Raw genomic sequence first — 24,268 nt, 5'->3', positions numbered from 1 at the left:
ATGCGGTTGTTTTTTTGTTTATTATTGTTAAGTAAGAATAGGTAGTGCAACAAAATTATCGAGAACTATCCTATATTACAAATCCAAAATTGGATACTTCCTCATTTTTAACTAAATTAGATGTCATTACGTCTCTTTTTCCTTTCATTTTCGTAACAATAGTGTTTCAAATTTATGACTAAGTAGTACTATTATATCAATATAACAAAACCTTTTAATCTTATATAACCATTTCCTAATGAAATATACGTAAACTTCCAACATATAACATATGGCAAACCTATAATTATCTATTATACTTACTAAGTATCTAGAATGCGACGCATGACCCTGAAGGCTTGCATAGGCACTTACACTTATAATGTTCGATTGGATTGGAGGAACAAAAATGTTTTCAAACGCACATATTGGAATAGATTTAGGAACAGCAAATACATTAGTTTATACAAAAAACAAAGGCTTAATTATAGATGAACCAACTATTGTGGCAATTAATACAAAGACAAAAGAAATAGTAGCTTTCGGTGAAGAAGCAAAAAAAATGGTAGGTAAAACACCTATTTCAATCGAAGTAGTACGCCCGTTAAAAGATGGCGTCATCGCGGACTTTGATACTACGACTCAATTACTAAAATTAATTATGCAAAAAGCTAGTAAAAAATTAGGCACTGCACTAAGAAAACCGACTGTTATTGTTTGTACTCCTTCTGGCGCAACTTCAGTTGAACGTAGAGCAATTCAAGATGCGGTACGTCAAAGCGGTGCAAAAGAAGTACAACTGATGGAAGAACCTGTAGCTGCAGCAATCGGCGCTGGTCTTCCAGTAAACGAGCCTGTTGCAAGTATGATTGTGGATATTGGTGGAGGTACAACAGAGGTTGGTATTATATCGTTTGGTGGCGTAGTCGCTTCTAACACAGTAAAAACTGCAGGTGATCGAATGGATGAAGCGATTATCCATTTTGTTCGAAAAGAATATAATGTCATCATTGGTGAGCCAACTGCAGAAAATATTAAGAAAACAATTGGTCATGCATTAGTCCCTCATACTGTGGAACAAATGGATGTGCGCGGAAGAGATGTTGTTACTGGTTTACCTAAAACAATCCATCTTTCTTCTACACAAATTCAAGGAGTTTTAAAAGAATCACTTGAAAGTATTTTAGAAGTAGTCCGTGCAACACTTGAAACATGCCCACCTGAACTTTCAGGGGATATCGTAGATCATGGCGTAGTACTTACGGGCGGCGGTGCCCTATTAAAAGATATAAAAGAATGGCTTTCAAGCGTTATTGAAGTGCCGGTTCACCTTGCACCTGAACCGCTACAATCTGTTGCTATTGGAACAGGAAAATCTTACTTCATATCTGAACGCAAACAAAAGGTAGCAAAATAGACTCGAAACAAATTTCAAGCAATCCCCTTTAATTTCATATAAAATAAAAGAAAATTATTATCAAAGGGGCAATACTATGTCACAGTTAAATGAAATTTTAGCATTCAATAAATCTTTTGTAGAAAACGAACTATACACACCTTATGTAACTACGAAATTTCCAGATAAACGAATGGTCATTTTAACATGTATGGATACGAGACTTACAGAGATGCTTTACAAATCAATGAACATCAAAAATGGTGATGTCAAAATAGTAAAGAGTGCCGGCGCCGTTATTAATCATCCGTTTGGTGGTATTATGAGAAGCTTGATTGTCGCTGTTTATGAACTTCAAGCAGATGAAATTTTTGTCGTCGGTCATCATGATTGTGGTATGAGTGCAATTCAACCAGATAAATTAGTAGAAAAAATGATTGAAAGAGGCGTAGAACCGCATACTTTCGATGTATTAAAATACTCTGGTGTTAATATGGATAAATGGTTAGAAGGCTTTTCTGACGTAAAAGAAAGTGTTTTACATAGTGTGGAATTGATCAGAAACCATCCGCTCATTCTACCAAGCATTCCTGTGCATGGTCTGATTATTGATCCTACTACTGGACGTTTAGACTTAGTTGCAGATGGTTCAATCGACAAGAATTAATTTATTTCCTGGGAAATCGACAGAACAAAAGCGCAAGCGCCTATGTCTGCCCCACGGGGAATCACTAGTAGAAAGTAATCCACAAGTCATAATTTTATAATTTCCAAAAGCAATTAAAAAGCCGGTTGTTCAGAAATGAAACAACCGGCTTTTTATTTTTCTATAAAGACTCTTCCCCTTTCAATGCTCTTCACTAAGTGAAGCGTACATATAATGATCTTCCCATTTACCGTTAATAAACAAAAGCTTTCGTAGCAATCCTTCGCGCAAAAACTCATTTTTTTCTAACACTCTAATAGAACCAATATTTCTAGGAGATACATATGCCTCTATGCGATTTAAATGGACATGTTCAAATCCAAAAGATTTGACGATATGTACTGCCTCCGATGCTATCCCTTTCCCAACAAATTGTTCATCAATTGAATAACCAATTAGTCCACTTGAAAAGGGCATTCTTTTTAGGCTATATAATGAGATATGACCTATCATTCTATCCGTATGATGTTCGAAGATGCCAAAACCAAATTCTCTTTTTTCTTGCATCAACAGCAGGGATTCTCTAATTTTCTCTCTTTGAACGGTAGTAGTGTAATAGTCGTCTCGGTGCAGAGGTTCATAAACGGACCAATAATATTTGTTTCGATAGACAAGATCTGCTAAACTCGGTGCATCTTTTATACTTAACGTCTGTAGATAACAAGTATCCCCTTCTAAGTAAACCAAACTTTTTTCACCCTTTTGCATTAGTAAATTGAATAAATTCGTTCACATCTTGAATACAAAGGTTGATACCTTTAATCCAAAACGCTTCTTTCGTAATATCTTCTCCCAAATGCTTCATTGCTAAATCTTCCACTGTCATTACTGCCGTATCTTGAAGTAGAGAAATGTATTTCTCTTCGAAGCTAGATCCTTCTGTAATAGCTTTTGCATAGATACTTAAAGAAAATAGATACCCAAACGTATATGGGAAGTTATAAAAAGGTACATCTGTAATATAGAAATGTAATTTAGAAGCCCAGAAATGTGGATGAGTTGTTTCTAGCGCATCGCCATATGCTTCTTTCTGAGCGGCTTCCATCAAATCATTTAATCTTGTTGCAGAGACCATTCCCTTTTTACGTTCTTCATAGAATCTAGTTTCAAATAAATAGCGAGCATGGATATTCATAAAAAATGCTACACTACGTTGAATCTTATCTTCTAAAAGAGCGATTTTTTCTTCGTCTGTTTTCGCTTCTTTTACTGCAGCATCTGCAACAATCATTTCAGCGAATGTGGAAGCCGTCTCCGCTACTCCCATTGCATACTGACGATTCATCCAATGTACCGGTCTTAAAGCATATGAGTGAAAAGCATGTCCTAATTCATGAGCAAGCGTCGAAACATTGGACATAGATCCACTATACGTCATAAAAATACGTGACTCTTCTGAAACAGGCATCCCCGTACAAAAACCTCCTGGTCGTTTGTTCGGACGATCTTCCGCTTCTATCCACCCTTTTTCAAAAGCATTTCTAGAAAACGCTGCTAGTTTAGGTCCAAACTCTTTGAAATGCTTCAAGATAAATGCTGCACCTTGTTGAAAGTCCATTTTTTCAGTAGAAGCGCTAACTGGTGCATCCAGGTCATACCAATGCATTCTTTTTTCGCCTAGCATAGCCGATTTTCTCTGTAAATATTCAACAAAAGGTGCTTTGTTTTTGGAAATAGCTCCCCACATTGCATCCAGTGTTTCTTGTTTCATGCGATTGATTTGCAACGGTTCTTGTAAAACGGAATCCCAGCCTCTTTTTTCGTATACAGCAAGTCTAAAGCCAGCTATATGGTTTAGCGTTTTTGCAAAAAAGTCTTCTTTCTCTGTCCAAGCAGTTTCTAACGCATTAAATGATTCTTTACGAATAGCAGCGTCCTCGTGTGAGCTTAAATTATTCGCTTGTCCAACAGATAACACTTTTTCCACTCCATCTAATGTTAACTTGATGCGAACATCACCTACAAGCATATCGTATAGTTGACCCCAAGCATGATATCCATCAACGCTTAGATTTGTGATCATATCTTCTTCTTTTTCAGATAGCATTAGCTTTGCTTCGTTTCTCCATTCGTTTAATACAAATGCAAATGTAGAAAGTTCATTTGTTTGAAGCAAATCTTGCCATACTGTCCCTTCTGTTTGTCCAATCTTTTGCTGGATGGTAAGCATGGAGGAGGATAGTTTAGCATATAGCATTCCTACTTCCCCTTCTAATAATGCCGCTTGTTTATCTGTTGTGTCTTGAGCTTGGAAGCAACCGATTACTGCCCCAGCTTCTGATAAATTCACTGCAATATCCTTCAACTTGTCAATTGTATGTACTATTTTGTTTACATCTTGGATGGATGATGGTGTATAAAAGCCTTTCAGTTCCTCTTCAAAGGCTACCAATTTATTTTTCACTTCATCCAAATGCTTTCTAAGTGCCGTTGAACTACTTCCCCCTACAAAAAAAGAATCTAAATCCCATACAACTGAATAATTTTCTTCAATCATTTTAAATTTCCCCCTAAAGTGACAGTTTATTTAGAAATCTAGTATACCATGTTTTGTGCTACTCGATTATCCGGTTTTCGTCACATAATATTCATAATTGTAATTTGTCGAACGATTATTTCAAAGGTATACTTACTATAGAGAAGGAGGAGATCGAATGGTCAAAATAATCCTTTTGATTTTAAGCTTAATAGCTACTATAACTGTACATATACTTGCCAACACGCTTCCTATAAATGGTCAAACAACTGTAAGTATTTTAAATAGACTTCCGATATTTTTCACACCTGCCCATTATGTATTTTGCATTTGGTTCATCATATATCTATTATTAGTATGTTGGATTTGGAATAGTATTAAAGAGTATTCGGCTATGCGACAACTCCCTTTAAAACGAGTTCTACTCTTCGCCTTTACTTCTATTTTTCAAATAGCGTGGATTCTTTTTTGGCATTTTGAGCTGTTTCATTACTCATTAATTTCAATGATTGCTTTGCTTGGAACCTTATTTTTACTTTATATAACTTATCCAGTTCTACAACAAAATTGGATGAGTAGATTGCCTATTTCTATTTATTTTGGTTGGATTTTTATCATGACGTTTATCAATCTCGATTATCTTTTAACTTACTATGAATTCAGTGGTTTAGGAATTACAAAATCACTGTGGACAGTTATTTTCTTAACTATTGCCACAGCTATCGCCCTTCATTTCCGATATCATTTCGCTGATCGTGCGATAGTAATTGTTTTTATCTGGGCATTTTTAGGTTTAGCCGTTCGTCATATGTTTAACGAGTTACTCATTTCAACCGCTTCTATATTTTTAAGCAGTGTGCTAGTGGTAGGCATCCTGTTCATCAAAAAAACGCCATCGAAATAAATATTTCGGTGGCGTTTTTGAATGGCTTAATCTAATTTTGTTAACAAAATCGGTCCTTCTTTTGTAACTACAATTGTATGCTCTATTTGAGCTACCAATGATTTATCAGGTGTAACGAACGTCCATCCATCTCCAGACTCTACAATATGTTCTGCTTTTTCGGAGATAAATGGCTCTACCGCAAGTACCATACCTTCTTTTAAAATCGTTGGATCCCAAGCATCATAATAATTTAGTACATGCTGAGGTGCTTCATGAAGTGACTTTCCAATTCCATGCCCCGTTAAGTTCATAATAACATGTAAACCATTGTCTTTTGCTTCTCTAGCTACAGCTTTACCGATTTGGTTTAGGCGAGCACCTGTCTTCACTTTTAACATCGCACGATTGAAGGCACTTTCTGCTACTGTACATAGTTTTTCTTTTTCTGAATAGCCTTCTCCCACGACGAATGAAATACCAGTGTCAGCAAAATATCCATCGCATGACCCAGACACGTCAATATTGACCATATCCCCTTCTTGAATGACACGTGATCCCGGAATTCCGTGCGCAACTTCCTCATTTACGCTAATGCAAGTATATCCCGGAAAATCATATTCACCTTTTGGTCCTGAAATGGCACCTGTTTCTGCAAACATTTTGCCTGCAATTTCATCTAGCTCCTTGGTAGTAACACCAGCTTTTGTTGCTGCCTGCATCGCATCGCGTATTTCTGCTACAATACGGCCGATTTTTTTTAACGCTTCTAACTCTTCATTTGTTTGTACAATCATCTATATAAGATCCCTTCTCCATTAACTGTACAATAATCATATCATATTTATACTCTATTCGGCAGTAAAAGGCGTGGTGCTTTTACGAACAACACCGTACAAATAAATGCCGCGACTAAAAATACTGGTATCATATAAGTAGAATTATATATGATCGAATATAAAACCGGATTTTGATCTCCAGCAAATTCACTAAAAAATAGAAATCCAGATGTTACATGTGCTAAATAACGAAGAAATGCCGCGATAAACGTTCCAGCAATAACGACTGAAGCCATTTTCTTCGTGTCCTTGTTTTCCAACGCTCTTATAAATGCCGGTCTAAAGAAACCAGCGAATCCTGCCACCATAAACGCGATAAAATAATCGATTGCTACTTGTAAAACTACAATTTCAAAAGACAGCGGTGCTGGGTAAAAACGTCCAGTCACTACTTGCAACAAACCGATTAAAAATCCAGTGATGAGACCTGCTACAACTCCACGTCTGAAAGCAATCAAAATAATTGGCACTAGCACAAATGTAACGGATCCACCTTGTGGCATACTAAATCCAATCATATCTAATACATATCCTAAAGCTGCAAATATAGCTATTTCCACTAATAATAATACTCTTTGATTTCTCATTGTAATCCCCTTTTTTGCCCACAAAAAAACGACACCCGGGATAGACCCAGACATCGCGCGATTGTCAGTTTCCATCCACATCCCTACGCAAGCATTAACTTACAGGTTCGAAGGGTACGATCTCAGCCGCATAAGCGACGCCCCTTGTGGTTATGAATTATTTAGTTCGAGTTCATTGTAGCAGTGTAAAATAAGGAATGCAACCCCTCTTCCTTCATTGGTATACTTATAGAAATAAAAAATAACGGAGGGGTTACAAATGATAGAGTTATTGAAAGATTTAATCCGTATTAAAAGTGATGATTTAGAAGGAGCGAACGAAGCTCTCTTATTTTGTAAAACTTGGCTTGAAAAACGTGGTATTACACCAACAGTATATGAACATGACGGTAAACTTATGCTTGTTGCAGAAATAGGCAGTGGTGATGATTGTATCATATGGAACGGGCACGTCGATGTTGTTCCTGGGGAGCTAGAACAATTCGTTCCTTATATAGAGGGTGATTTGTTATTTGGAAGAGGTGCTGCCGATATGAAAGCTGGCGTAGCAGCGATGATGCAAGCCTTCTATGAGCTTTCATTGGTCCCCCAAAAAATTTCCCAAAAAGTACAATTGCATATTGTAACAGATGAAGAAACTTCAGGAGATACATCAAAGTATCTTGTCGATCATGGATTTCACGGAGATTTCGTTATTTGTGGTGAGCCGACTCAATTACATATTGGATTACAAGCGAAAGGAATTGTCCAATTAGATATCGTTTTAAAAGGAAAATCTAGTCATGGAAGTCGCCCATGGGAAGGAATTAATGCGATTGAGCAAGCATTCCTTTTCGATCAGGAAATGCGTAAGCTTTCTTTTTTAACAGCTAGTAATACATTTTATGATTATCCATCTTTAAACTTGGCAAAAATACATGCAGGTGAAAGATACAATGTAGTCCCGGACGAATGTATTATGTCCTATGATATTCGTTTTGTTCCCGGCCAACATGCAGTAGACATTATAAAGGAAATAAAATATATGACTAGCAGTCTCTACCCAAATAGCGAGGTCATATTTCATTCTACTGCACCTGCCGTTACGACAGAAGAAAACAATAAATATGTAAAAAAACTACAACAAGTAACTTCTACTTTATCCGCTCGCCCAACTAAGTTATTTGGTCAACATGGCTCTGCTGATACTCGATTTTATGCGGAAAAAGGTGCAGGGGCAATTGAGTTTGGACCAAGTGGTGCTGATTGGCATGGAGAAAAAGAATATGTTTTGATTTCATCTGTGGAGCGATTTAAAGAAATTTTAATTTCATTTATTTTGGAATGAATTATTGTGATCAAATGGAAAGGAGGTCCTGATAAGTGGTTAATAATAAAATGTTAAGTGCATTATCCTATTTTAGTGTATTATTTGCGCCATTCATTGTACCGATTATTGTCTTTTTTGTTTCACAGGATAAAGAAGTAAAACATCATGCAAAAAAGTCACTTCTTTCTCATATCATACCAGTTGTCCTTATGATTATTATATTTATTAGTATATTTGCAACTACGATCCCCTCCTCTACTTCGATGGTCATAATGTTTGAAAAACCATCTTTTTGGGCAACATTTGGGCCGTTGTTATTTATCATAATCTATATAATAATTTATTTAATTGTTTTAATCTGGAATATTATACAAGGCGTTAAGGTCTTAAGATAATGTTTATGATACACTCATAATGGGAATATAGACAGCATAGAGAAAACCCAGGGAGAGATAATGATGAAAGTAAAAGCGATCGTAAAAACTGCAATCAAATTAGCTCCAATCGTCTTACCGATTGTAAAAAAGGCAATACAAGCAAAAAAAACAACGAAATAATCAAAAGCTGTCTCCTTTTTCGGGAGACAGCTTTTTAAATGTATGGTTTTAATGTTGTTAATGATAGATAATTTTCGAAGCCTTCTATTCTGGAAACTGGTGATGTTACGGTTTCTTTTTGACTCTTTATAATTTCTTCAAATGAGAGAGGATTCGGATTTGGTAACTCGTTTGGTCGTACATGTAAGTTTTTATTATAATGTGCAAAGAACGCATTTGCCATTATCCGGTACCCTTCCATCGAAGGATGTACATCAGCCGGATTTGGAATAAGTTCCTTGTCTTGAGATGCAAATTCTTCTTCTACAGATACATATATTGCACCGTTACTTTCTGCTTGTGTTTTTAATATGGAATTCAATGTACTAAGTTCTTGTTGAACACCTTGCTTTTGCGCTTCATGTACATGCGGATAAGCAAAATAATACCCCATTACATAAACTTTTGCTTTTGGAGTTGCTTTTTTTACTTCTTTTATAATTTCAACGATATTTTTTCGTACATTATTTAAGGCAAAATCAGCTGGAATTTGTTGATAGGAAAGTGACCCATTTGCTGGGTTTGCTTGCACCAGTCTTAGTAAATCATTTGCTCCTGCAGAAATTGTTACGAGCGTTGCATTTTTTAGTAATTCTTTTGCTTCCTCTGATTGCACAGTGGACAGGATGTCAGCCGTCGTATAGCCCGGGAAAGCGAGCCCTTTCGAATAAAAAGCAAGCTGACGTGAACGTTTCAATTCCTGCGCTATTAAATCTGCATAGCCAGCATCAATTTCCCTATTTGGCGTTTGCCCGGCTGCCAATGAATCACCTATCGCAATATACACTTCCGGACTTTTTGCTTCAACAGACGCAGCCGAAAAAGGAAGCAATAAAAAAACGATTATAACAAACCATTTCTTCATGCTTTGTTCCACTCCTTAAAATGCCCAAGTACCTTTATGGAAAATAGGCTCTATTGTTCCATCCTCTAATTCACCCATAATATCCATATCTGCGCTACCAATCATAAAATCTTCATGGACGATGGATGTATTAAGACCGATTTGTTCTAGCGCTTCATGAGATAAACCGCGAGCTCCCTCTACACATGTTGGATATGCCTCGCCAATCGCAAAATGATTCGATGCATTTTCATCGAATAATGTGTTGAAGAACAATACATTTGAAGCAGAAATAGGAGATTCATGCGGAACTAATGCAATTTCCCCTAAATACTTAGCTCCTTTATCAGTTTGTGTTAGTTCTTGTAAAAGTTCATTGCCAATTAATGCCTCTATTTTAGTAATGGCACCATTTTCAAATGTCAACGTAAAGTCGTCTACAATATTTCCTTGATATACGAGTGGTTTCTTATTTTTTACATACCCATTTACACCAGTTTTTAGTGGTGCTGTATACACTTCTTCTGTTGGCATATTTGCAATATAAGGAATACCTTGTGCATTTTTACTAGCCCCTGTTAGCCAAATATGATCTTTTGGTAACTCCACTTGAATGTCTGTTCCTTCCGCTTTATAATGCAGCTTTTTAAAACGTTTTACATTTAAAAGAGCAGCACGACTTTCCAAATTGTTAATATGCTCTTTCCATTTTTGGACCGCGGTACCTTCTCCAACTCTCACCACTTTGAAAATAAGATCCCATAGCGCTTCCATTTGGCGTTCCGATTCTAGCTCTGGAAATACTTTAGCAGCCCATTTTTCAGAAGGAATTGCAACAATCGACCAAGTAATCACATCATTCATCACTGCTTTTCGATAGTTTTCTAATGCTTTTCCAGACGCCTTTTGAAAATTGGAAATTCGGTCAATTGACACTCCCTCCAACAAATCTGGATTGTCCGCATCTATCCATAATAATGCACCATTGTTTTCAATTAACTCGTCTCGCTGCATTGCTAACCATTTTGGATATTCATGAAATGCTTCGTCGGGAGCTAAATCATAAAATGCTCGTGCATTTAATTCATCGGTATAGTTTACATCTACTCGTTTTGCACCGGCTTCATACGCTTTTTTTACGATAAGCCTTGTAAATTCGATTGTATCTGTTGTTGTACCAATTAATAATGGCTGCCCCTCTTGAATATTTAAGCCAACTTTGACAACTAGCTCCGCGTATTCTTCTAGCTTTTGTTGGAAATTCATCTTTATTTCCCCTTTTTCTCTACAGTTTTAGAGTTTCCTTCTATTAATGCACCACGATGCCAGATTTTTTGAACCGGTTTGCTCGGAAGCTCTTTTGTCCATTTCTTATATGTTTTTTCATCTGAATAAGTTAATAAAGTTAATACTTCTCCATCTTTTCCTGCTCGACCTGTACGTCCAGAACGATGTAAATATTGTTCGATCGAATGCGGAACATCTACATGAATGACATGGGTTAAACCTGAAATATCGAGTCCACGTGCAGCCACATCTGTAGCTATTAAAATGCTTACTTTTCCATTTTTAAAATCATCCAATGCTTTTTTACGTTCTTCTTTTTTCATCTCCGAGTGAAGGGAAACAATTGGAGCATCCATATACAATAATTTAGAATCCTTCATGAGCAATTGGTCTAAACTATTAACAAACGCGAGTCCTTTCATCCCTTTTATGTGTGAGAGTCTTCTTAAAAGATCTGTTTTGTCCCTTGTCTCTGTTTTAACGAAACTATGGATTACTTCACCCTTCGCAGGAATCTCTTCTGCTGATACTTTAATACGTACTGGGTTATCCATCATTCTATCTGCTACTAACTCAATTTCATCTGTAATTGTTGCAGAAGTAACAACGAGTTGGCTTTCTACTGTTGCATCGATTAATCCTTTTACAGTAGTGCGGTGTTCTCTGCTTAATAATTGGTCGCCCTCATCTAATACGATTGTTTTAATTTCGTGCATCTTTAATTTTTTCGTCTTTACAAGTTCTTGTAATCGTCCAGGTGTTCCTACGACAATCGTTGGCTTCTTTTTCAGTGTGTCTATTTGTCTTTGGATATTAGCTCCACCGATTAATTGCGCAACAGTTATGTCTGTACCTGTAATCCACTCACGAAAAACTTCAATAATTTGCATGCCAAGCTCTTGAGAAGGGACGATTACTAATGCTTGCACTTGCTTCTTCGTCGGGTCTACTTTCTCTAAAAGCGGAATAACATAAGCTAATGTTTTTCCTGTTCCAGTTGGAGATTCTGCTACTATATCTGAACCATCCAACATATGTGGGATTAGTTTGGTTTGTATTGGCATCTCAAATGCGAAATTTGCTTTCGCCCATTTTTCTTGTAATGTTTCATTTAAATTTTGTAAAAAAGTCAAGTTTTATTCCACCTCATCTATGTTTGATTCAAGTGTACCACACTTTTATTATCGGCAATTAGTGATTCGGAATTGAAAGAATTCACTAAAAAAGTATACATGAACTTTAAGTGTATTTAGTTTACCCATGTTATTTAAATGAGAGAGTTTCTAAGCATAGGATGTCCTATAGTAAAGGAATCGCTTTTTATGATTAGGGAGTGATGACAATTTATAAATACGCATTTGCACAACGTTTGCCAAAAATGAGTCACAGTCATCGTCGGCTCACTCCAAGTAAACTTGCTGTTTTAGGAATTGGTTGCTTTCGTGCTGAAGTGATTGCTTTCCGATTAGAAGTGATTGCTTTCACTGACCAATTAATTGCTCTAAGCTGCCTTATGGATTCTAATACTAAGAAACGTTATATAAAATCAATAGTTAAGCATAAAAAAAGCACCTTATTTATAGGCACTTTTCACTTTCTTCTTCTGCTATATATTCTTTCATTAATTCATAATAATTTAGTTGATATAATTGTCTTCCATCGATTTTAAATATTCCTTTGTTCACTAGATCCTCAATTATATTATCACGTTTTTCTTCCATTTTTGATTCTTTCATTTGCATGTTCATAGTTGTCTCCTTGCATAGTTAATACAATGTATGTTTACCCAAATTAGAGGATAATAAACTACTTTTTAAAAGCTTTCGTGATAACTGGAAAACGTCTATGGATGAACAAATAACATAGATAACCTAAAAACGCACCTAGTGTATTCAGCCAAAGATCGTCTACATCGCTGCTTCTACTTTGAGGAATTTGCGTAATTTCAATAAAAAGCGATACGCACAATCCCATGATTACTGTATTTGGAAAATATACCATCCTTCTATAAAGTAATGGTAACAAAAAACCGATCGGCATAAAAAGAATAATATTTCCTAGAAAGTTAATATAAAAAGGTTGCCAAAATCCTAAATACACAATCGCATTATATGTTTCTTTTACAACCCGAAACAGCTGTAAGTTCACGCCTGTTCCATAGACTTGCTCCGCTCCTGACTTCGGAAGAATGGTTTGAGAAAATAGTCCGATGAGAACACATATAAACAGAAGAAACCCGATTTCATGCAAGCTTTCCTTTACATTAAATCCTCTTTTCTTCCAGCGAGCGATACGCCAAATAATCACAAGTGGGAGAGCTATACAAATAAAAAAGAACATATCGTCCAAATAAGCCATAATGACAGTCATTTATTCACCTGCTAACAATTCCTCTAAAAATTTTTCACGATGATCTAAAAAATACTTGGTTATTTGGTAATGGCCCGTCATTTCATATTCCACTTCTTCAATTTCCCCATGATCAAAGCTAAGAATGGTAGCATTAGGATAACCTAAAATAATCGGGGAATGCGTGGCGATGATAAATTGACAATCTTCTTCTTCCACAAGATCATGCATAATACGCAAAAAAGACAGCTGCCTTTGTGGGGATAGTGCTGCCTCTGGCTCGTCCAATAAGTAAATAGCACGTCCATTGAAGCGATTTAAAAATAAAGAAAGAAATGATTCCCCATGTGATTGCTCGTGCAAAGACTTCCCTCCATAGCTATCTAAAACGCCCGGACGTTCTCTTTCTAGCTCATCAATATGGGAAGCGAATTGATAAAATGATTCCGCCCTTAGGAAAAAACCATTCGTCACTTTAGGCATCCACGACAAACGAATATATTCTCCTAATGCACTTTCGGAAGCATCTACCTCAAATAAGTTATTTCTGCTTCCACCCGCAGTATTAAATTCACAATTATCCGCAATTCCTTCTAGTAATGTAGATTTACCAGTTCCATTTTCGCCAACTAAGAAAGTTACACTGCTTGTGAGCTCGATTTCGGTTAAATTTTTTATCGTTGGTATCGTAAACGGATACTGATCCTTCATATTTGCTTCTCTATGTAATATTGAGATTTTATTTAAAAACATATGTATCCCCTCCTACTCATACTATCTATTAATAACTTCGAAAGGCTGTGAACCTTGAATCTACCCGTTCGTATTGAAACAAAGCGTATTTTTAAACATTCACCTTCCGTGAATGTGTACTATCCTATTGTAACTAACTTACACCATCCGCATATAGAAAAAAAGATTAATGCAGATATTATTACACTTCTTAACAAAATGTTGATCGAGCAAGGCTTTTATACAGAAGGCGTACAAGAGATTACTGGATATTATGAGATAAAAAATAATCAACGGGGCATTTTAAGCATATTATTGATTGTTTACACTTTTTCTGGCGGTGCTCATGGTTTAACCGTCTGCAAATCGTTAACTTTTGATATTACTACTGGGAAAATGTATACATTACAAGAGTTATTTAAACCGAATAGCGATTATGTCAAAACCTTATCTGCCATTATCAATAAAAAAATTATCGAATGGGATGTACCACTTCTCGGAGAATTTAAGGAAATACGAAAAGACCAAGATTATTATATTGCAGACCATTGTTTAGTCATCTATTTTCAATTATACGAGATTACGCCATATGTATATAATTTTCCGTTTTTCCCTATTGTCATTAAAGATATTGAAAGTCTCGTTCCAGTAAATAGTCCACTTGAAAAAATGCTCTACTTCTAGTGACACTTCCCCTTTACTAAGTTAAAGTATTAAGTAAGATAGTAAAGGGGGAAAATTCAGAAATGAAAGCTATTTTTTTCGATTTAGATGATACTTTATTATGGGATAAAAAAAGCGTGGAAACCGCATTTCAAAAAACATGCGCATATGCGGCTTCAAAAGTAAACGTCGATGCAGCATCACTAGAACTTGCCGTTCGTGAAGAAGCAAGCGCCCTATATGATACATATGAAACACGTCCTTTTACACAAATGATTGGTATAAATCCTTTTGAAGGGTTATGGGGAACTTTCGATGACCCGAGCGAGGATTTCCAAAAGATGAAAGCGATCATCCCTGAATATCAAAAACAAGCATGGACAAGAGGATTAAAAAAATTAGGTATTGATGATGAAGCTTTTGGAATGGAGCTCGCTGAATACTTTCCTAACATGCGAAAAGAAAGTCCATTTATATATGAAGAAACCTTTGAAGTGCTCGACCAATTAAAAGATAAATACACTCTTCTGTTAATGACAAACGGATCGCCTAGCCTACAAAATACGAAATTAGAAATCTCACCAGAAATTGCTCCATACTTCGACCATATTCTTATTTCCGGAGCATTCGGAAGAGGAAAACCAGACCCATCGATATTTGAACACGCGCTAGATTTAGTCGGAATCACAGCGGGTGAAGCACTGATGGTTGGGGATAATTTGATGACGGATATACTTGGCTCTTCTAAAGTCGGTATACGATCAGTGTGGATTAACCGAGAAAACAAACCGGCAAGTGAGGAAGTAGAGCCTACTTATACGATTGAGAACTTACGTGAGCTATTTGCAATTCTTGAATAGAGCCAAAAGAAAGAGCTTGTCTCATAGTCGCTAAATAGACTTGGGAGACAAGCTCTTTCTATTCATTTAATGATTTTCCAACTAAAAGCAGATTTTTTCCAACTAAACTCTTAATTATTCCAACTAAATCAGCATTTATTCCAACTAAACACCGAATTATTCCAACTAAATGAAATTACAAATCAATCGGTGTCGCATCGTAAATATCCGCTAAGCCCTTTAGCTGCTCGACGCCTGTCTCTTCCACGTGCTTATCAATGGAAAGCATCATAATTGCATCCCCACCAACTTCAGAACGTCCAACTTGCATCCCTGCAATATTAATACCTTCCGCAGCAAGTAACGTCCCTACACGTCCGATAGCACCTGGTTGGTCTTTATGGCGAATGAACAATAAATAACCTTCTGGCACAACATCTACAACAAAATCATCCACACGTACAATTCGAGCTCCTAGGCCGTTTAAAAGGGTACCAGATACTTTACGAGTTTCCTTGTCAGTTTTTACTTCTACTGTGATTAAGCTCATAAAACCTTTAGACTTCGTTGTTTTATGTTCGTTCACAACAATCCCAATCCGATCAGCAAGGAATTTAGCATTTACATCATTGACTGATTCCCCTAGCTTACTTTTCAGTAATCCTTTCACTGCATTTCTAGTCAGTGGACCTACCGTCATATTAGCTAGCTCACCAGAGTAGTAAATATTTAATTCTTCCGCCACTCCGTCTGCTAAGTCACTTAAAAATGAACCAAGTTTTTCAACTAGATTAAAGTATGGTTCAATTTTGGCCATAATATCTTTTGGTACAGATGGAAGGTTTACTGGATTTTTCACTACTCCACCTTGTAAAAAGCTCACAACATCGTAAGAAACATCTACTGCAACGATTTCTTGTGCTTCGACTGTACTTGCACCTAAGTGTGGTGTTGCAATAACCTGCGGAAGTTTCAGTAACTTGTGATCTAAAAACGGTTCTTCTTCGAATACATCTAATGCTGCTCCTGCCACTTTTCCTTCTACAATTGCATTGTACAACGCATCTTCGTCGATAATGCCCCCACGTGCACAGTTAATGATTTGTACGCCGTCTTTCATCTTTTCAAATGCTTCTTTATTTATTAAATGACGTGTTTCCTTCAGAAGTGGTGTATGCACTGTGATAAAATCAGCAGCTCTGATTACTTCATCGATTGTTCCAAATTGTACGCCCAGTTTTTCAGCTTTTTCAGGTGTTAAAAATGGATCATAGGCTATCACATTCATTCGTTGACCTTTTGCACGTGTTGCAACTTCTGCTCCTATTCTTCCTAGTCCTACCACACCTAAGGTTTTGTTTTTAAGCTCTACACCGATAAACGCTTTGCGATCCCATTTTTGATTTTTCAATGCATGAAAGGCTTGTGGTATATTGCGAGCCAGTGACATAAGCATAGCTACTGTATGCTCAGCAGCCGAATTTGTATTACCATCTGGTGCATTTACAACGATAATTCCACGTTCTGTCGCTGCAGGTAAATCAATATTGTCTACCCCAACCCCAGCACGACCAATAATTTTTAGTCTCGTACCTTTTTCAATAATTTCACGAGTAACTTGGGTCTGGCTACGAACGAGTAATGCATCAAACTCTCCGATTCGTTCTCCAAGTTCCGCGGGTGATAAATTCGTTTCTATTACTATATTAAAACCTTCTGCTTGTCTCAAAGGAAAAATCCCATCTTCGCTTAGTGGATCACTGATTAAAATATTAAATGCCATTATTTATTCTCCCCTTCATTTAAATAGACTAGTTGTGCTGCCGCTGTCGCTTTTCCAAGTTCGATATCTTTTCCGATTTTCTTTAAAGCTACTTCCACTGCACTAATAATTTGAAGTACATCTGCTGGAGAGCAATAGCCCATATGGCCGATTCGGAAAATCTTGCCGGTTAAGTGCTGTTGACCACCTGCAATAGAAATCGCAAATTCCTGCTTTAATATTTTTCGGAATTCCTCTGCATCAAAATCCTCGGGTTGTACAGCAGTTACTGTTGGTGAAGCATCCTCATCTGTTGTTAATAAAGGAATATCAATTGCTTTAAATGCAGCACGAGTCATTTTCTTCAGCAACTCATGTCTTGCATATACCTTTTCTAATCCTTCCGCTTCTATTAAGTTCAATACTTGCTCTAAACCAAACAATAGTGAAAGTGCAGGTGTGAAGGGTGTTGTATCTTTTAATAAATTGTCTCTATATTTTTTTAGATTTAAATAAAAACGTGGTTGCTCATTTTCTTCAATGATTGTCCAAGCTCGTTCACTTGCTGCTACAAACGTCAACCCTGCCGGTAACATAAATGCCTTTTGAGAACCAGTTACCATCACGTCGATTCCCCACTCATCCATTCTTGTTTCTACTCCACCTACACAAGAAACACCATCTACAACTATTAGAGCTTCTGATACTTCACGAACTGTTTTAGCTAGAAGGTCAATTGGGTTTAATACTCCGGTAGAAGTTTCACAATATGTAGAAAACACAACTTTCACTTCCGGATGTTCGACTAAAAATGCTTTCACTTCTTCTGGGTTCAATGCTTTGCCCCATTCAACATCTAATACATGTGTTTTTATATTGTAAGCTTGGCAAATTTTTGTGAAGCGATCGCCGAATGCACCAGTCACCACAACAAGTACTTCCTCACCTGGCTTTACTACATTGACTACTGCAGTTTCTAGTCCAGCTGTCCCACTTCCCGCAATAATCGCAACTTCTTGTTCTGTCCCAAAAACACGTTTTAATCCCGGAGCGATATTTTTCAACATTTGAGATGTTTCTTTGCCTCTATGACCAATCATTGTTTGGTTCATCGCTCGTTGTACACTCGGTGGAATTGGACTCGGTCCTGGAATTCGTAAAATGGTTTGATCTTGTAACATATTCATTCTCCTCCCTATTTTGAAAAACAAAAAAGCCCTTCGCTCCCTACACATATACATGTAAGGGGCGAAGAGCTTGTAAAAACTCACGCGGTACCACCCAAATTTACTGCAGAAAACCTGCAGCCTCAAAAGAAATATGCTTAACGCGCTATTAGACGGATGAACCTACTAAATCGTTCAGCTCACCAATTCAAGAGTGGAACTCTATAAACGAAATCACTGATTTGCACCACCCATCAGCTCTCTTTAGACTTCAAATTATAAAACTTGTCTCTATCCAAATTGTTAATGTGTTATTGAATTTAAATCCATATTATCAGAGTAATTTTTATTGTCAATATAGTAAAAATTTTTGAAAGCGTTATCATTTAAAAATCTTTAAAAAAAACATTGATTTAACGCCTTTTTTATAAATGAAAAATATTTTTCGAGTTTTTATAATTCGTATTTAAGTGTTGCATATACTAACATATCAACCGATAATAATGAATAACTATCAATACACGAACTTAAAATATAAAATATAATAATTCGTTCGTATTAAGAAGAATCAATAGGCAATAATTTCAACAAATATATTGACTGAAATCATTATAATTTGTACACTGTATAAAATCATTTGTTTTTTCTAGAAACACATCCATATATTAAAAAGTAAGGATTTGATAAAATGAAAGTGAGTAAGTTTGGTGGAACATCTGTTGCAAATGCAGAACAGATAAAAAAAGTAGCCGCAATCGTGAAAGCAGATCCATCTCGTAAATTCGTAGTCGTGTCAGCACCCGGAAAACGATTCGACGCCGATAAAAAAGTAACGGATTTATTGATTGAGTTAGCAAATGCAGCAATACATAATGAAAATGTCGAGGAAAAACTGCAAAATGTAGTCAATCGCTATAGAGAAATTGCAGAAGGGCTTGACCTAGAACAAACAATTTGCGATGTGATTGAAAAGGACTTACGCACTCGTACCCTTGAAAGTAAATCTAATGTCGAGCTATTTGTAGATAATATAAAAGCAAGTGGAGAAGATAATAATGCAAAGCTTATTTCTTCATACTTTACAAGCATTGGTATGCCAGCACAATACGTTAATCCGAAAACAGCAGGGTTAGTCGTGAACGATTTACCTGAACGTGCCCAGGCTTTACCTGAAGCGTATGAAAACTTAAGTGCGCTACGAAACAGTTCGGAAATCACCGTTTTCCCTGGATTTTTTGGATATACAAAAGAGGGGGTTCTTCGCACATTTGAACGTGGTGGTTCTGATATAACTGGATCTATCGTAGCAGCAGCAGTTCAAGCGGAATTATACGAAAACTTTACGGACGTCGACTCTGTTTTTTGTGCAAATCCTAGGGTTGTTAATAGCCCGGCAGAAATTGAAGAAATAACATACCGTGAAATGCGAGAGCTTTCTTATGCAGGTTTCTCCGTTTTTCATGATGAAGCCTTAATGCCTGTTTACAAAACTGGCATTCCCGTTTGTATAAAAAATACAAATAACCCTTCTGCTCCAGGTACAAAAATTGTAGCTGAGCGTAAAGCTAACCGTCGTCCGGTTACTGGAATCAGTGCAGATAACGGGTTTTCTATTTTATATGTGAGCAAATATTTGATGAACCGGGAAATCGGTTTCGGTCGTAAACTACTTCAAATTTTAGAAGAAGAGAATATTTCCTATGAGCATACACCATCAGGCTTAGATGATATCTCTGTTATTATGCGAAGCCATCAACTGACACCCGAAAAAGAAGTGCGTATCATAGATCGAGTTATAAACGAGCTACATGCAGAAGACGTACATTTCCGTCATGATTTTTCGATGATTGTAGTTGTTGGAGAAGGTATGAACAACAGCACAGGGCTTGCAGCACGTGCGGCAACAGCAATTTCTAGAACCGGTGCCAATATTGAAATGATTAACCAAGGATCCTCTGAAGTCAGCCTTGCATTCGGTGTTCACAGAAGTAATGAAGATAAAATATTACGCGAGCTGTACAGCGAATTCTTTGCACCTGTAACAGTCGGATAACTAAAAACCTCCAAGAAGATTGGCTCTTCTTGGAGGTTATTTTTAACTAAGTTTAAATTAATGGATGGTTTTTCCCTTTTTTTTTCTACGATCTTCAATTAATCATACGTTTGGCATTGTTTCCGGCTTTCTTCCTCCGAAATATGCTTCATTATTTTTATGTTTGTTACTTGTAGTCCTGTTTGATTAGAATCACTTACATAAAAAGTAAGCTTACTATAATCTCCACCGTGATGTCCTGAATAGTCTAAAGCACTCGCATAAATGATATGTCTCCTAGGATCTCCGTCAATGGGTTCAATTTGGATTTTGGGACACATAAAAAATTCCGAAAAAGCTGGACCCAAATAATCTAAATAACGAGAAAACAATGCTTCTTCAAGTAGTTCTTCTTTCGTAAGTCCATCCGGTTCTTTTCTCCATCCTACCATGAGCCAATCATAAAGTTTTTGTGACTTTAATATCACCTTTTTTCTATTTTCCGAAACGATTAGTTCTCCTTCTTTAGCTGTGCAGATTTTACGTTTGTTGTCATCCACACATGTATAAGCTGGTTGAAAGGTGATCACTTCATCATTTGCCATTTTTATCATCACTTTATTGGACGGATTAGCTATAAATACCTCGCTTTCTCCATTCACCAGGGTAGAGTTATTAAGCCAGTAAACCACTTTTCTAAGGACGCGTTCTTGAAAACCATCATTGATACTGAACACATGCTGAAGCCCGGAATTATTTTCAACTTTTATGTTATTAATATCAGAATGGTCTAGGGAATGCTTCATTAATCGTTCTAAAAAAGGCGGGTCAGTCTTCTTATTTGATTCAGCCATTCGGTTAGGAGCTTCTTGTTTAGCAAAAACAACAGTATTATTTACGAGAAATAGGATACAAAAAAGGATGCAGAGTTTTCTCTTCAACAAAGCTATCCACCTTTTTTATAGGTATCTTTCCCGAATGTTCTTCCCTTATCCAAAAGAATTTGCCTTACTTTACTTAAGCTAGCCTATAGTTGGAGGATTAAACTTTCCAATCTTTATAATATAATAGTCATTTGAAAGCTTCTTCTTTAGTTGAAAATAAATTAAATACTTTAGAGACACTTAATATCTCTAATCAAGCAAAAATTAATCCGTTTTCTGTGCAACAAGCATGTATAGAGATTCAGCTGGGAAAAACTTCTCCGTTATCTGGAATCCTGCTTCTATCATTTCCCGCTCCATTTTTTCCATGGTAATTCTCGGGGCTTTCTCGGAAATTCTTTTTGGTTCAAGTTCGAGACAAATTAGATAACCTTCTTTTTTTAGTACATTTTTCATTTGCTGTAACAGCGGTGCAAGCGGCTGAATTTCATGCAGTACTAGAGAAGCAATGATTATATCGATAGAGCCATCAGGTAAAGGCAGTGCCTCCATACTTCCCTCTACCGGAACAATATTTGTAATCTGTTCCTCTAGGGCTTTCTCATTTATTATTTCGAGCATCGCAGCGTCGATATCCAGAGCGTATACGTTACCCTTAATCTTTTTCGCCGCAGGGATGGAAAAATAACCGGTTCCAGCGCCAAAATCCAATATACTATCCGTTTCTTTTAGGGGAATTCTGTTCAACAACTGTTCCGGGGAAAATTCTTTTCTTCGTTCGGGACTTTCTAAGTACGATACTTTTCCTTTATTGTGCTTACCATGCATGTGATGCATATATATCCTCCTTTTTTTAAGTAACTGTTTAGGCATGCTGTTACGCCTAGTTAAATTTTTCCTCAATCAGAGCGGCGTTCACAGCCATTGCAGCCATACTACCTTCCCCCGCTGCAATAATTAATTGAGAGGGACCAGCAATTCGCGTATCTCCGCAAGCAAAAACCCCTTCTGTCTTCGTGCGTTGCCAGCTGTCCGTTTCAATGCCGCCATGCTCGTTTAATGCATATTCCAGTGAGGATTCAAAAGAAGCGGCTTGTTTCCACTCTGCAGCGATAAATCCACCTTCACGAAGCACTGCTGTGCCATCTTCCAACTGTATTTTTTCCATTATCCCTTCTTCGCCAATGAAAGCGGCAATCTTCTTTTCATTAATACTAATGCCTCTACTTTTGAGCAATTCTTGTTCTTCCAGCGAAAGGACCTTACTGCCGTTAGTAAAAATAATTAAATCGTTCGTCCAGTTGGACACCAATTTCGCCATATGGAACGCCCTTTGATCATCTGCAATCACTGCGAGTGGTCGATCTCTTAATTCCCAGCCATCACAGAAAGGACAGCTGAATAGGCTCTTACCATAGAACTCTTTCACCCCTTGGATATCCGGAAGGACTTCCTTAAAGCCAGTTGCGAGAATAATCTTTTTAGCGCTGTAAACTTCCCCATTTTCTGTCTCAACCTGAAACAAGTTGTTTTCTTTATTTATACGATGCACTCGTTGCTTTTCAATACTCACGTCTGGGTACTTGCTTAGTTCTTCCTTGGCGATCCTTTTGAGTTCCTGCGGATGTATCCCATCTCTTGTGATAAACCCGTGGGACTCAGAAGTCACTATATTTCTCGGTTTGTTGTCATCGAACAGGATAGTTTTACGTCTTGATCTTCCAAGTACTAAAGTAGCATTCAGTCCAGCCGGACCTCCGCCAATCACAGCGCAATCTAATATCATCTTGTTCACTCCTTTAATAAAATTTAACTTTTTTCTTCTTTCTGTTTGGATTGTGCCTCTTTAGCAATATCGATCAAAAGCTTGGATCCAAGTTCAGCTTTCATATTTTCCTCTGCCTGCCTCATAACGTTTTCAATCAAGCAGCCTTCATGATGAATAGAGCAATCAAATAAGCTAGTATCTCCTTCAATCGCATTAATAACATCCAAAAAAGATATTTCCTGTTTTGTTCTGGAGACTTTATAGCCTCCCTTTGCGCCCGGCGTCGACTCGATCAAACCGGCTTTCGCAAGTTTAGTTAATATCTTAGAAAGGTACGTCGGGGAAAGCTTCTGCATTTCGGCTAATTCCTTCACTCCCACCGAGCTCCCCCCAGGCTGTAGCATCAAATGAATCATCGTATGCAGGGCGTAGTTTGTAGCGTTTGAATACCTCATACTTTACCTCCTTATTCCAAAGTGGATATTAAAGACTCTTGATATCCGTAATATTGATGAGTTTATCACTGGAAGTGAAGGAAGTCAACTTGTAGGTTCATTAGTTCACGACCACGTTCTAGCGTTTTCTAATGATCCTTTCTTATTATTGATTGACATTGTACTAAATTTAAAAAAGAGACACCATAAATGATGACTCTTCTTGTTTTTTCAGGGAATAAAATTCAGTCCAATATTTGCGCAACGTTTCAGGGCGGACGCACAACGTTTACTACCTTTCTCGCAACATTTCTGACAGTTTGCGCAATGTTTCAGGGCGGACGCGCAACGTTTACTAGCTTTCTCACAACGTTTCTGACGGTTTGCGCAATGTTCGGGAGCGGTTGCGCAACATTCTCCCGAACAATAATTCTTTTGTTAACTAGTATCGACTTTTATTACTTAATCATTTGTTCGTTGATTAGACGTTCTTTTTCGTCCAGATTAAATATGCCAGGATCCCAATTTGGAAGAACTCCATACCCCCCAATAACTTCTCCCTCGACTTCGAATACCACTGCTTTCAAACGTTTTCCTTCAGCATCTTCTTCTCTTAAATCATAGGAATGCTGTGTAACTTCTTCTCCTAAATGCTCACTTAAAAATGTAATATCACTTGCTTTGTAATTACGAAGCATTTCATCAGGAATATCTAGTATATAAGTTTCCACTTCTAG

Annotated in this window: 25 protein-coding genes, 1 riboswitch and 1 other annotated feature; of the genes, 8 read left to right on the top strand and 17 right to left on the bottom strand. The window is 37.1% G+C overall.

Going from position 1 to position 24,268, the window contains the following annotated elements; genetic code table 11:
- Positions 1–388 precede the first annotated feature (388 nt).
- Together mreBH and ACIP9W_RS20520 are read left to right on the top strand one after the other, a co-directional pair.
- The gene (gene mreBH / locus ACIP9W_RS20525) at positions 389–1,396 is read left to right on the top strand and encodes a rod-share determining protein MreBH (protein ID WP_400793016.1); all 1,008 of its coding nucleotides are present in this window, start codon (positions 389–391) and stop codon (positions 1,394–1,396) included.
- A 76-nt stretch (positions 1,397–1,472) separates the two neighbouring features.
- The gene (locus ACIP9W_RS20520) at positions 1,473–2,042 is read left to right on the top strand and encodes a beta-class carbonic anhydrase (RefSeq protein ID WP_400793015.1); all 570 of its coding nucleotides are present in this window, start codon (positions 1,473–1,475) and stop codon (positions 2,040–2,042) included.
- 180 nt (positions 2,043–2,222) lie between these two features.
- Here ACIP9W_RS20520 and ACIP9W_RS20515 read toward each other — a convergent pair whose 3' ends face one another.
- Together ACIP9W_RS20515 and ACIP9W_RS20510 are read right to left on the bottom strand one after the other, a co-directional pair.
- On the bottom strand, positions 2,223–2,768 hold the full coding sequence (locus tag ACIP9W_RS20515) for a GNAT family N-acetyltransferase (protein ID WP_400793014.1): 546 nt from the start codon (positions 2,766–2,768) through the stop codon (positions 2,223–2,225).
- 7 nt (positions 2,769–2,775) lie between these two features.
- Complete coding sequence (locus tag ACIP9W_RS20510; protein ID WP_400793013.1) at positions 2,776–4,578, bottom strand: M3 family oligoendopeptidase; 1,803 nt, start codon at positions 4,576–4,578, stop codon at positions 2,776–2,778.
- Between the two features lie 157 nt (positions 4,579–4,735).
- Between ACIP9W_RS20510 and ACIP9W_RS20505 the strand changes: the two genes are divergently transcribed.
- The gene (locus ACIP9W_RS20505) at positions 4,736–5,461 is read left to right on the top strand and encodes a tryptophan-rich sensory protein (RefSeq protein WP_400793012.1); all 726 of its coding nucleotides are present in this window, start codon (positions 4,736–4,738) and stop codon (positions 5,459–5,461) included.
- Between the two features lie 26 nt (positions 5,462–5,487).
- Here the strand turns inward: ACIP9W_RS20505 and map are convergent, their stop codons facing one another.
- Positions 5,488–6,237: a type I methionyl aminopeptidase gene (gene map / locus ACIP9W_RS20500; protein WP_400793010.1), complete on the bottom strand. Its 750-nt coding sequence runs from the start codon at positions 6,235–6,237 to the stop codon at positions 5,488–5,490.
- Between the two features lie 47 nt (positions 6,238–6,284).
- Positions 6,285–6,866 carry an energy-coupled thiamine transporter ThiT gene (gene thiT / locus ACIP9W_RS20495; protein WP_400793009.1) on the bottom strand — a complete coding sequence of 194 codons (582 nt, stop codon included), beginning with the start codon at positions 6,864–6,866 and terminating at the stop codon, positions 6,285–6,287.
- 63 nt (positions 6,867–6,929) lie between these two features.
- Positions 6,930–7,021, bottom strand: a riboswitch (TPP riboswitch).
- 104 nt (positions 7,022–7,125) lie between these two features.
- On the opposite strand from thiT, the gene ACIP9W_RS20490 reads away from it, so the two are divergent.
- The gene (locus ACIP9W_RS20490; protein ID WP_400793008.1) at positions 7,126–8,193 is read left to right on the top strand and encodes a M20 family metallopeptidase; all 1,068 of its coding nucleotides are present in this window, start codon (positions 7,126–7,128) and stop codon (positions 8,191–8,193) included.
- Between the two features lie 35 nt (positions 8,194–8,228).
- Positions 8,229–8,570, top strand: a complete 342-nt coding sequence (locus ACIP9W_RS20485; protein WP_400793007.1) for a magnetosome magnetite crystal formation protein family — start codon at positions 8,229–8,231, stop codon at positions 8,568–8,570.
- A 196-nt stretch (positions 8,571–8,766) separates the two neighbouring features.
- On the opposite strand, the gene ACIP9W_RS20480 is transcribed toward ACIP9W_RS20485, so the two are convergent.
- The 6 genes from ACIP9W_RS20480 to ACIP9W_RS20455 form a co-directional block, all read right to left on the bottom strand.
- Positions 8,767–9,636, bottom strand: coding sequence for an SGNH/GDSL hydrolase family protein (locus tag ACIP9W_RS20480; protein WP_400793006.1), 870 nt, complete (start codon positions 9,634–9,636; stop codon positions 8,767–8,769).
- A 15-nt stretch (positions 9,637–9,651) separates the two neighbouring features.
- A complete protein-coding gene (locus tag ACIP9W_RS20475; RefSeq protein WP_400793004.1) occupies positions 9,652–10,881 on the bottom strand; it encodes an aminopeptidase in 1,230 nt (409 codons plus the stop codon).
- 2 nt (positions 10,882–10,883) lie between these two features.
- Positions 10,884–12,035 carry a DEAD/DEAH box helicase gene (locus ACIP9W_RS20470; RefSeq protein ID WP_282242350.1) on the bottom strand — a complete coding sequence of 384 codons (1,152 nt, stop codon included), beginning with the start codon at positions 12,033–12,035 and terminating at the stop codon, positions 10,884–10,886.
- A 444-nt stretch (positions 12,036–12,479) separates the two neighbouring features.
- Entirely contained in the window at positions 12,480–12,650 is a 171-nt protein-coding gene (locus ACIP9W_RS20465) for a Fur-regulated basic protein FbpA (RefSeq protein WP_142540227.1), read from the bottom strand.
- 58 nt (positions 12,651–12,708) lie between these two features.
- Positions 12,709–13,272: a VanZ family protein gene (locus tag ACIP9W_RS20460; protein WP_400793003.1), complete on the bottom strand. Its 564-nt coding sequence runs from the start codon at positions 13,270–13,272 to the stop codon at positions 12,709–12,711.
- The gene (locus ACIP9W_RS20455; protein ID WP_400793002.1) at positions 13,273–14,004 is read right to left on the bottom strand and encodes an AAA family ATPase; all 732 of its coding nucleotides are present in this window, start codon (positions 14,002–14,004) and stop codon (positions 13,273–13,275) included.
- Positions 14,005–14,058: 54 nt separating this feature from the next.
- Between ACIP9W_RS20455 and ACIP9W_RS20450 the strand changes: the two genes are divergently transcribed.
- Positions 14,059–14,667, top strand: coding sequence for a DUF3298 and DUF4163 domain-containing protein (locus ACIP9W_RS20450; protein WP_400793001.1), 609 nt, complete (start codon positions 14,059–14,061; stop codon positions 14,665–14,667).
- Between the two features lie 62 nt (positions 14,668–14,729).
- The gene (locus ACIP9W_RS20445) at positions 14,730–15,506 is read left to right on the top strand and encodes an HAD family hydrolase (RefSeq protein ID WP_400793000.1); all 777 of its coding nucleotides are present in this window, start codon (positions 14,730–14,732) and stop codon (positions 15,504–15,506) included.
- Positions 15,507–15,681: 175 nt separating this feature from the next.
- On the opposite strand, the gene serA is transcribed toward ACIP9W_RS20445, so the two are convergent.
- Together serA and ACIP9W_RS20435 are read right to left on the bottom strand one after the other, a co-directional pair.
- A complete protein-coding gene (gene serA / locus ACIP9W_RS20440) occupies positions 15,682–17,268 on the bottom strand; it encodes a phosphoglycerate dehydrogenase (RefSeq protein WP_400792999.1) in 1,587 nt (528 codons plus the stop codon).
- Complete coding sequence (locus ACIP9W_RS20435) at positions 17,268–18,428, bottom strand: pyridoxal-phosphate-dependent aminotransferase family protein (RefSeq protein ID WP_142540233.1); 1,161 nt, start codon at positions 18,426–18,428, stop codon at positions 17,268–17,270. The genes serA and ACIP9W_RS20435 overlap by 1 nt, the downstream gene beginning before the upstream one ends.
- A gap of 60 nt (positions 18,429–18,488) precedes the next feature.
- Positions 18,489–18,720 (bottom strand) — a binding site (T-box leader).
- A 381-nt stretch (positions 18,721–19,101) separates the two neighbouring features.
- Between ACIP9W_RS20435 and ACIP9W_RS20430 the strand changes: the two genes are divergently transcribed.
- Entirely contained in the window at positions 19,102–20,466 is a 1,365-nt protein-coding gene (locus ACIP9W_RS20430; protein ID WP_400792997.1) for an aspartate kinase, read from the top strand.
- Positions 20,467–20,564: 98 nt separating this feature from the next.
- On the opposite strand, the gene ACIP9W_RS20425 is transcribed toward ACIP9W_RS20430, so the two are convergent.
- The 5 genes from ACIP9W_RS20425 to ACIP9W_RS20405 form a co-directional block, all read right to left on the bottom strand.
- Complete coding sequence (locus ACIP9W_RS20425) at positions 20,565–21,386, bottom strand: hypothetical protein (RefSeq protein WP_400792996.1); 822 nt, start codon at positions 21,384–21,386, stop codon at positions 20,565–20,567.
- Between the two features lie 207 nt (positions 21,387–21,593).
- Positions 21,594–22,166, bottom strand: a complete 573-nt coding sequence (locus ACIP9W_RS20420; RefSeq protein WP_400792995.1) for a class I SAM-dependent methyltransferase — start codon at positions 22,164–22,166, stop codon at positions 21,594–21,596.
- 46 nt (positions 22,167–22,212) lie between these two features.
- Complete coding sequence (locus tag ACIP9W_RS20415; RefSeq protein ID WP_400792994.1) at positions 22,213–23,115, bottom strand: NAD(P)/FAD-dependent oxidoreductase; 903 nt, start codon at positions 23,113–23,115, stop codon at positions 22,213–22,215.
- Positions 23,116–23,138: 23 nt separating this feature from the next.
- Positions 23,139–23,552, bottom strand: coding sequence for an RrF2 family transcriptional regulator (locus ACIP9W_RS20410; RefSeq protein WP_400792993.1), 414 nt, complete (start codon positions 23,550–23,552; stop codon positions 23,139–23,141).
- Positions 23,553–23,989: 437 nt separating this feature from the next.
- The gene (locus ACIP9W_RS20405) at positions 23,990–24,262 is read right to left on the bottom strand and encodes a hypothetical protein (protein ID WP_483880180.1); all 273 of its coding nucleotides are present in this window, start codon (positions 24,260–24,262) and stop codon (positions 23,990–23,992) included.
- Between the last annotated feature and the right edge of the window lie 6 nt (positions 24,263–24,268).

This window comes from Psychrobacillus sp. NPDC093180 (assembly GCF_044754065.1).
Taxonomy (GTDB): Bacteria; Bacillota; Bacilli; order Bacillales_A; family Planococcaceae; genus Psychrobacillus.
The sequence above is the reverse complement of the archived record's forward strand: the minus strand, read 5'-3'. Positions and strand labels throughout refer to the sequence as shown.

Coding starts and splice junctions, on each gene's coding strand:
- mreBH (WP_400793016.1), top strand. CDS start 389: ATGTTTTCAAACGCACATATTGGAATAGATTTAGGAACAGCAAATACA.
- ACIP9W_RS20520 (WP_400793015.1), top strand. CDS start 1,473: ATGTCACAGTTAAATGAAATTTTAGCATTCAATAAATCTTTTGTAGAA.
- ACIP9W_RS20510 (WP_400793013.1), bottom strand. CDS start 4,578: ATGATTGAAGAAAATTATTCAGTTGTATGGGATTTAGATTCTTTTTTT.
- ACIP9W_RS20505 (WP_400793012.1), top strand. CDS start 4,736: ATGGTCAAAATAATCCTTTTGATTTTAAGCTTAATAGCTACTATAACT.
- map (WP_400793010.1), bottom strand. CDS start 6,237: ATGATTGTACAAACAAATGAAGAGTTAGAAGCGTTAAAAAAAATCGGC.
- thiT (WP_400793009.1), bottom strand. CDS start 6,866: ATGAGAAATCAAAGAGTATTATTATTAGTGGAAATAGCTATATTTGCA.
- ACIP9W_RS20490 (WP_400793008.1), top strand. CDS start 7,126: ATGATAGAGTTATTGAAAGATTTAATCCGTATTAAAAGTGATGATTTA.
- ACIP9W_RS20480 (WP_400793006.1), bottom strand. CDS start 9,636: ATGAAGAAATGGTTTGTTATAATCGTTTTTTTATTGCTTCCTTTTTCG.
- ACIP9W_RS20475 (WP_400793004.1), bottom strand. CDS start 10,881: ATGAATTTCCAACAAAAGCTAGAAGAATACGCGGAGCTAGTTGTCAAA.
- ACIP9W_RS20465 (WP_142540227.1), bottom strand. CDS start 12,650: ATGAACATGCAAATGAAAGAATCAAAAATGGAAGAAAAACGTGATAAT.
- ACIP9W_RS20460 (WP_400793003.1), bottom strand. CDS start 13,272: ATGACTGTCATTATGGCTTATTTGGACGATATGTTCTTTTTTATTTGT.
- ACIP9W_RS20455 (WP_400793002.1), bottom strand. CDS start 14,004: ATGTTTTTAAATAAAATCTCAATATTACATAGAGAAGCAAATATGAAG.
- ACIP9W_RS20445 (WP_400793000.1), top strand. CDS start 14,730: ATGAAAGCTATTTTTTTCGATTTAGATGATACTTTATTATGGGATAAA.
- serA (WP_400792999.1), bottom strand. CDS start 17,268: ATGGCATTTAATATTTTAATCAGTGATCCACTAAGCGAAGATGGGATT.
- ACIP9W_RS20435 (WP_142540233.1), bottom strand. CDS start 18,428: ATGTTACAAGATCAAACCATTTTACGAATTCCAGGACCGAGTCCAATT.
- ACIP9W_RS20430 (WP_400792997.1), top strand. CDS start 19,102: ATGAAAGTGAGTAAGTTTGGTGGAACATCTGTTGCAAATGCAGAACAG.
- ACIP9W_RS20420 (WP_400792995.1), bottom strand. CDS start 22,166: ATGCATCACATGCATGGTAAGCACAATAAAGGAAAAGTATCGTACTTA.
- ACIP9W_RS20415 (WP_400792994.1), bottom strand. CDS start 23,115: ATGATATTAGATTGCGCTGTGATTGGCGGAGGTCCGGCTGGACTGAAT.
- ACIP9W_RS20410 (WP_400792993.1), bottom strand. CDS start 23,552: ATGAGGTATTCAAACGCTACAAACTACGCCCTGCATACGATGATTCAT.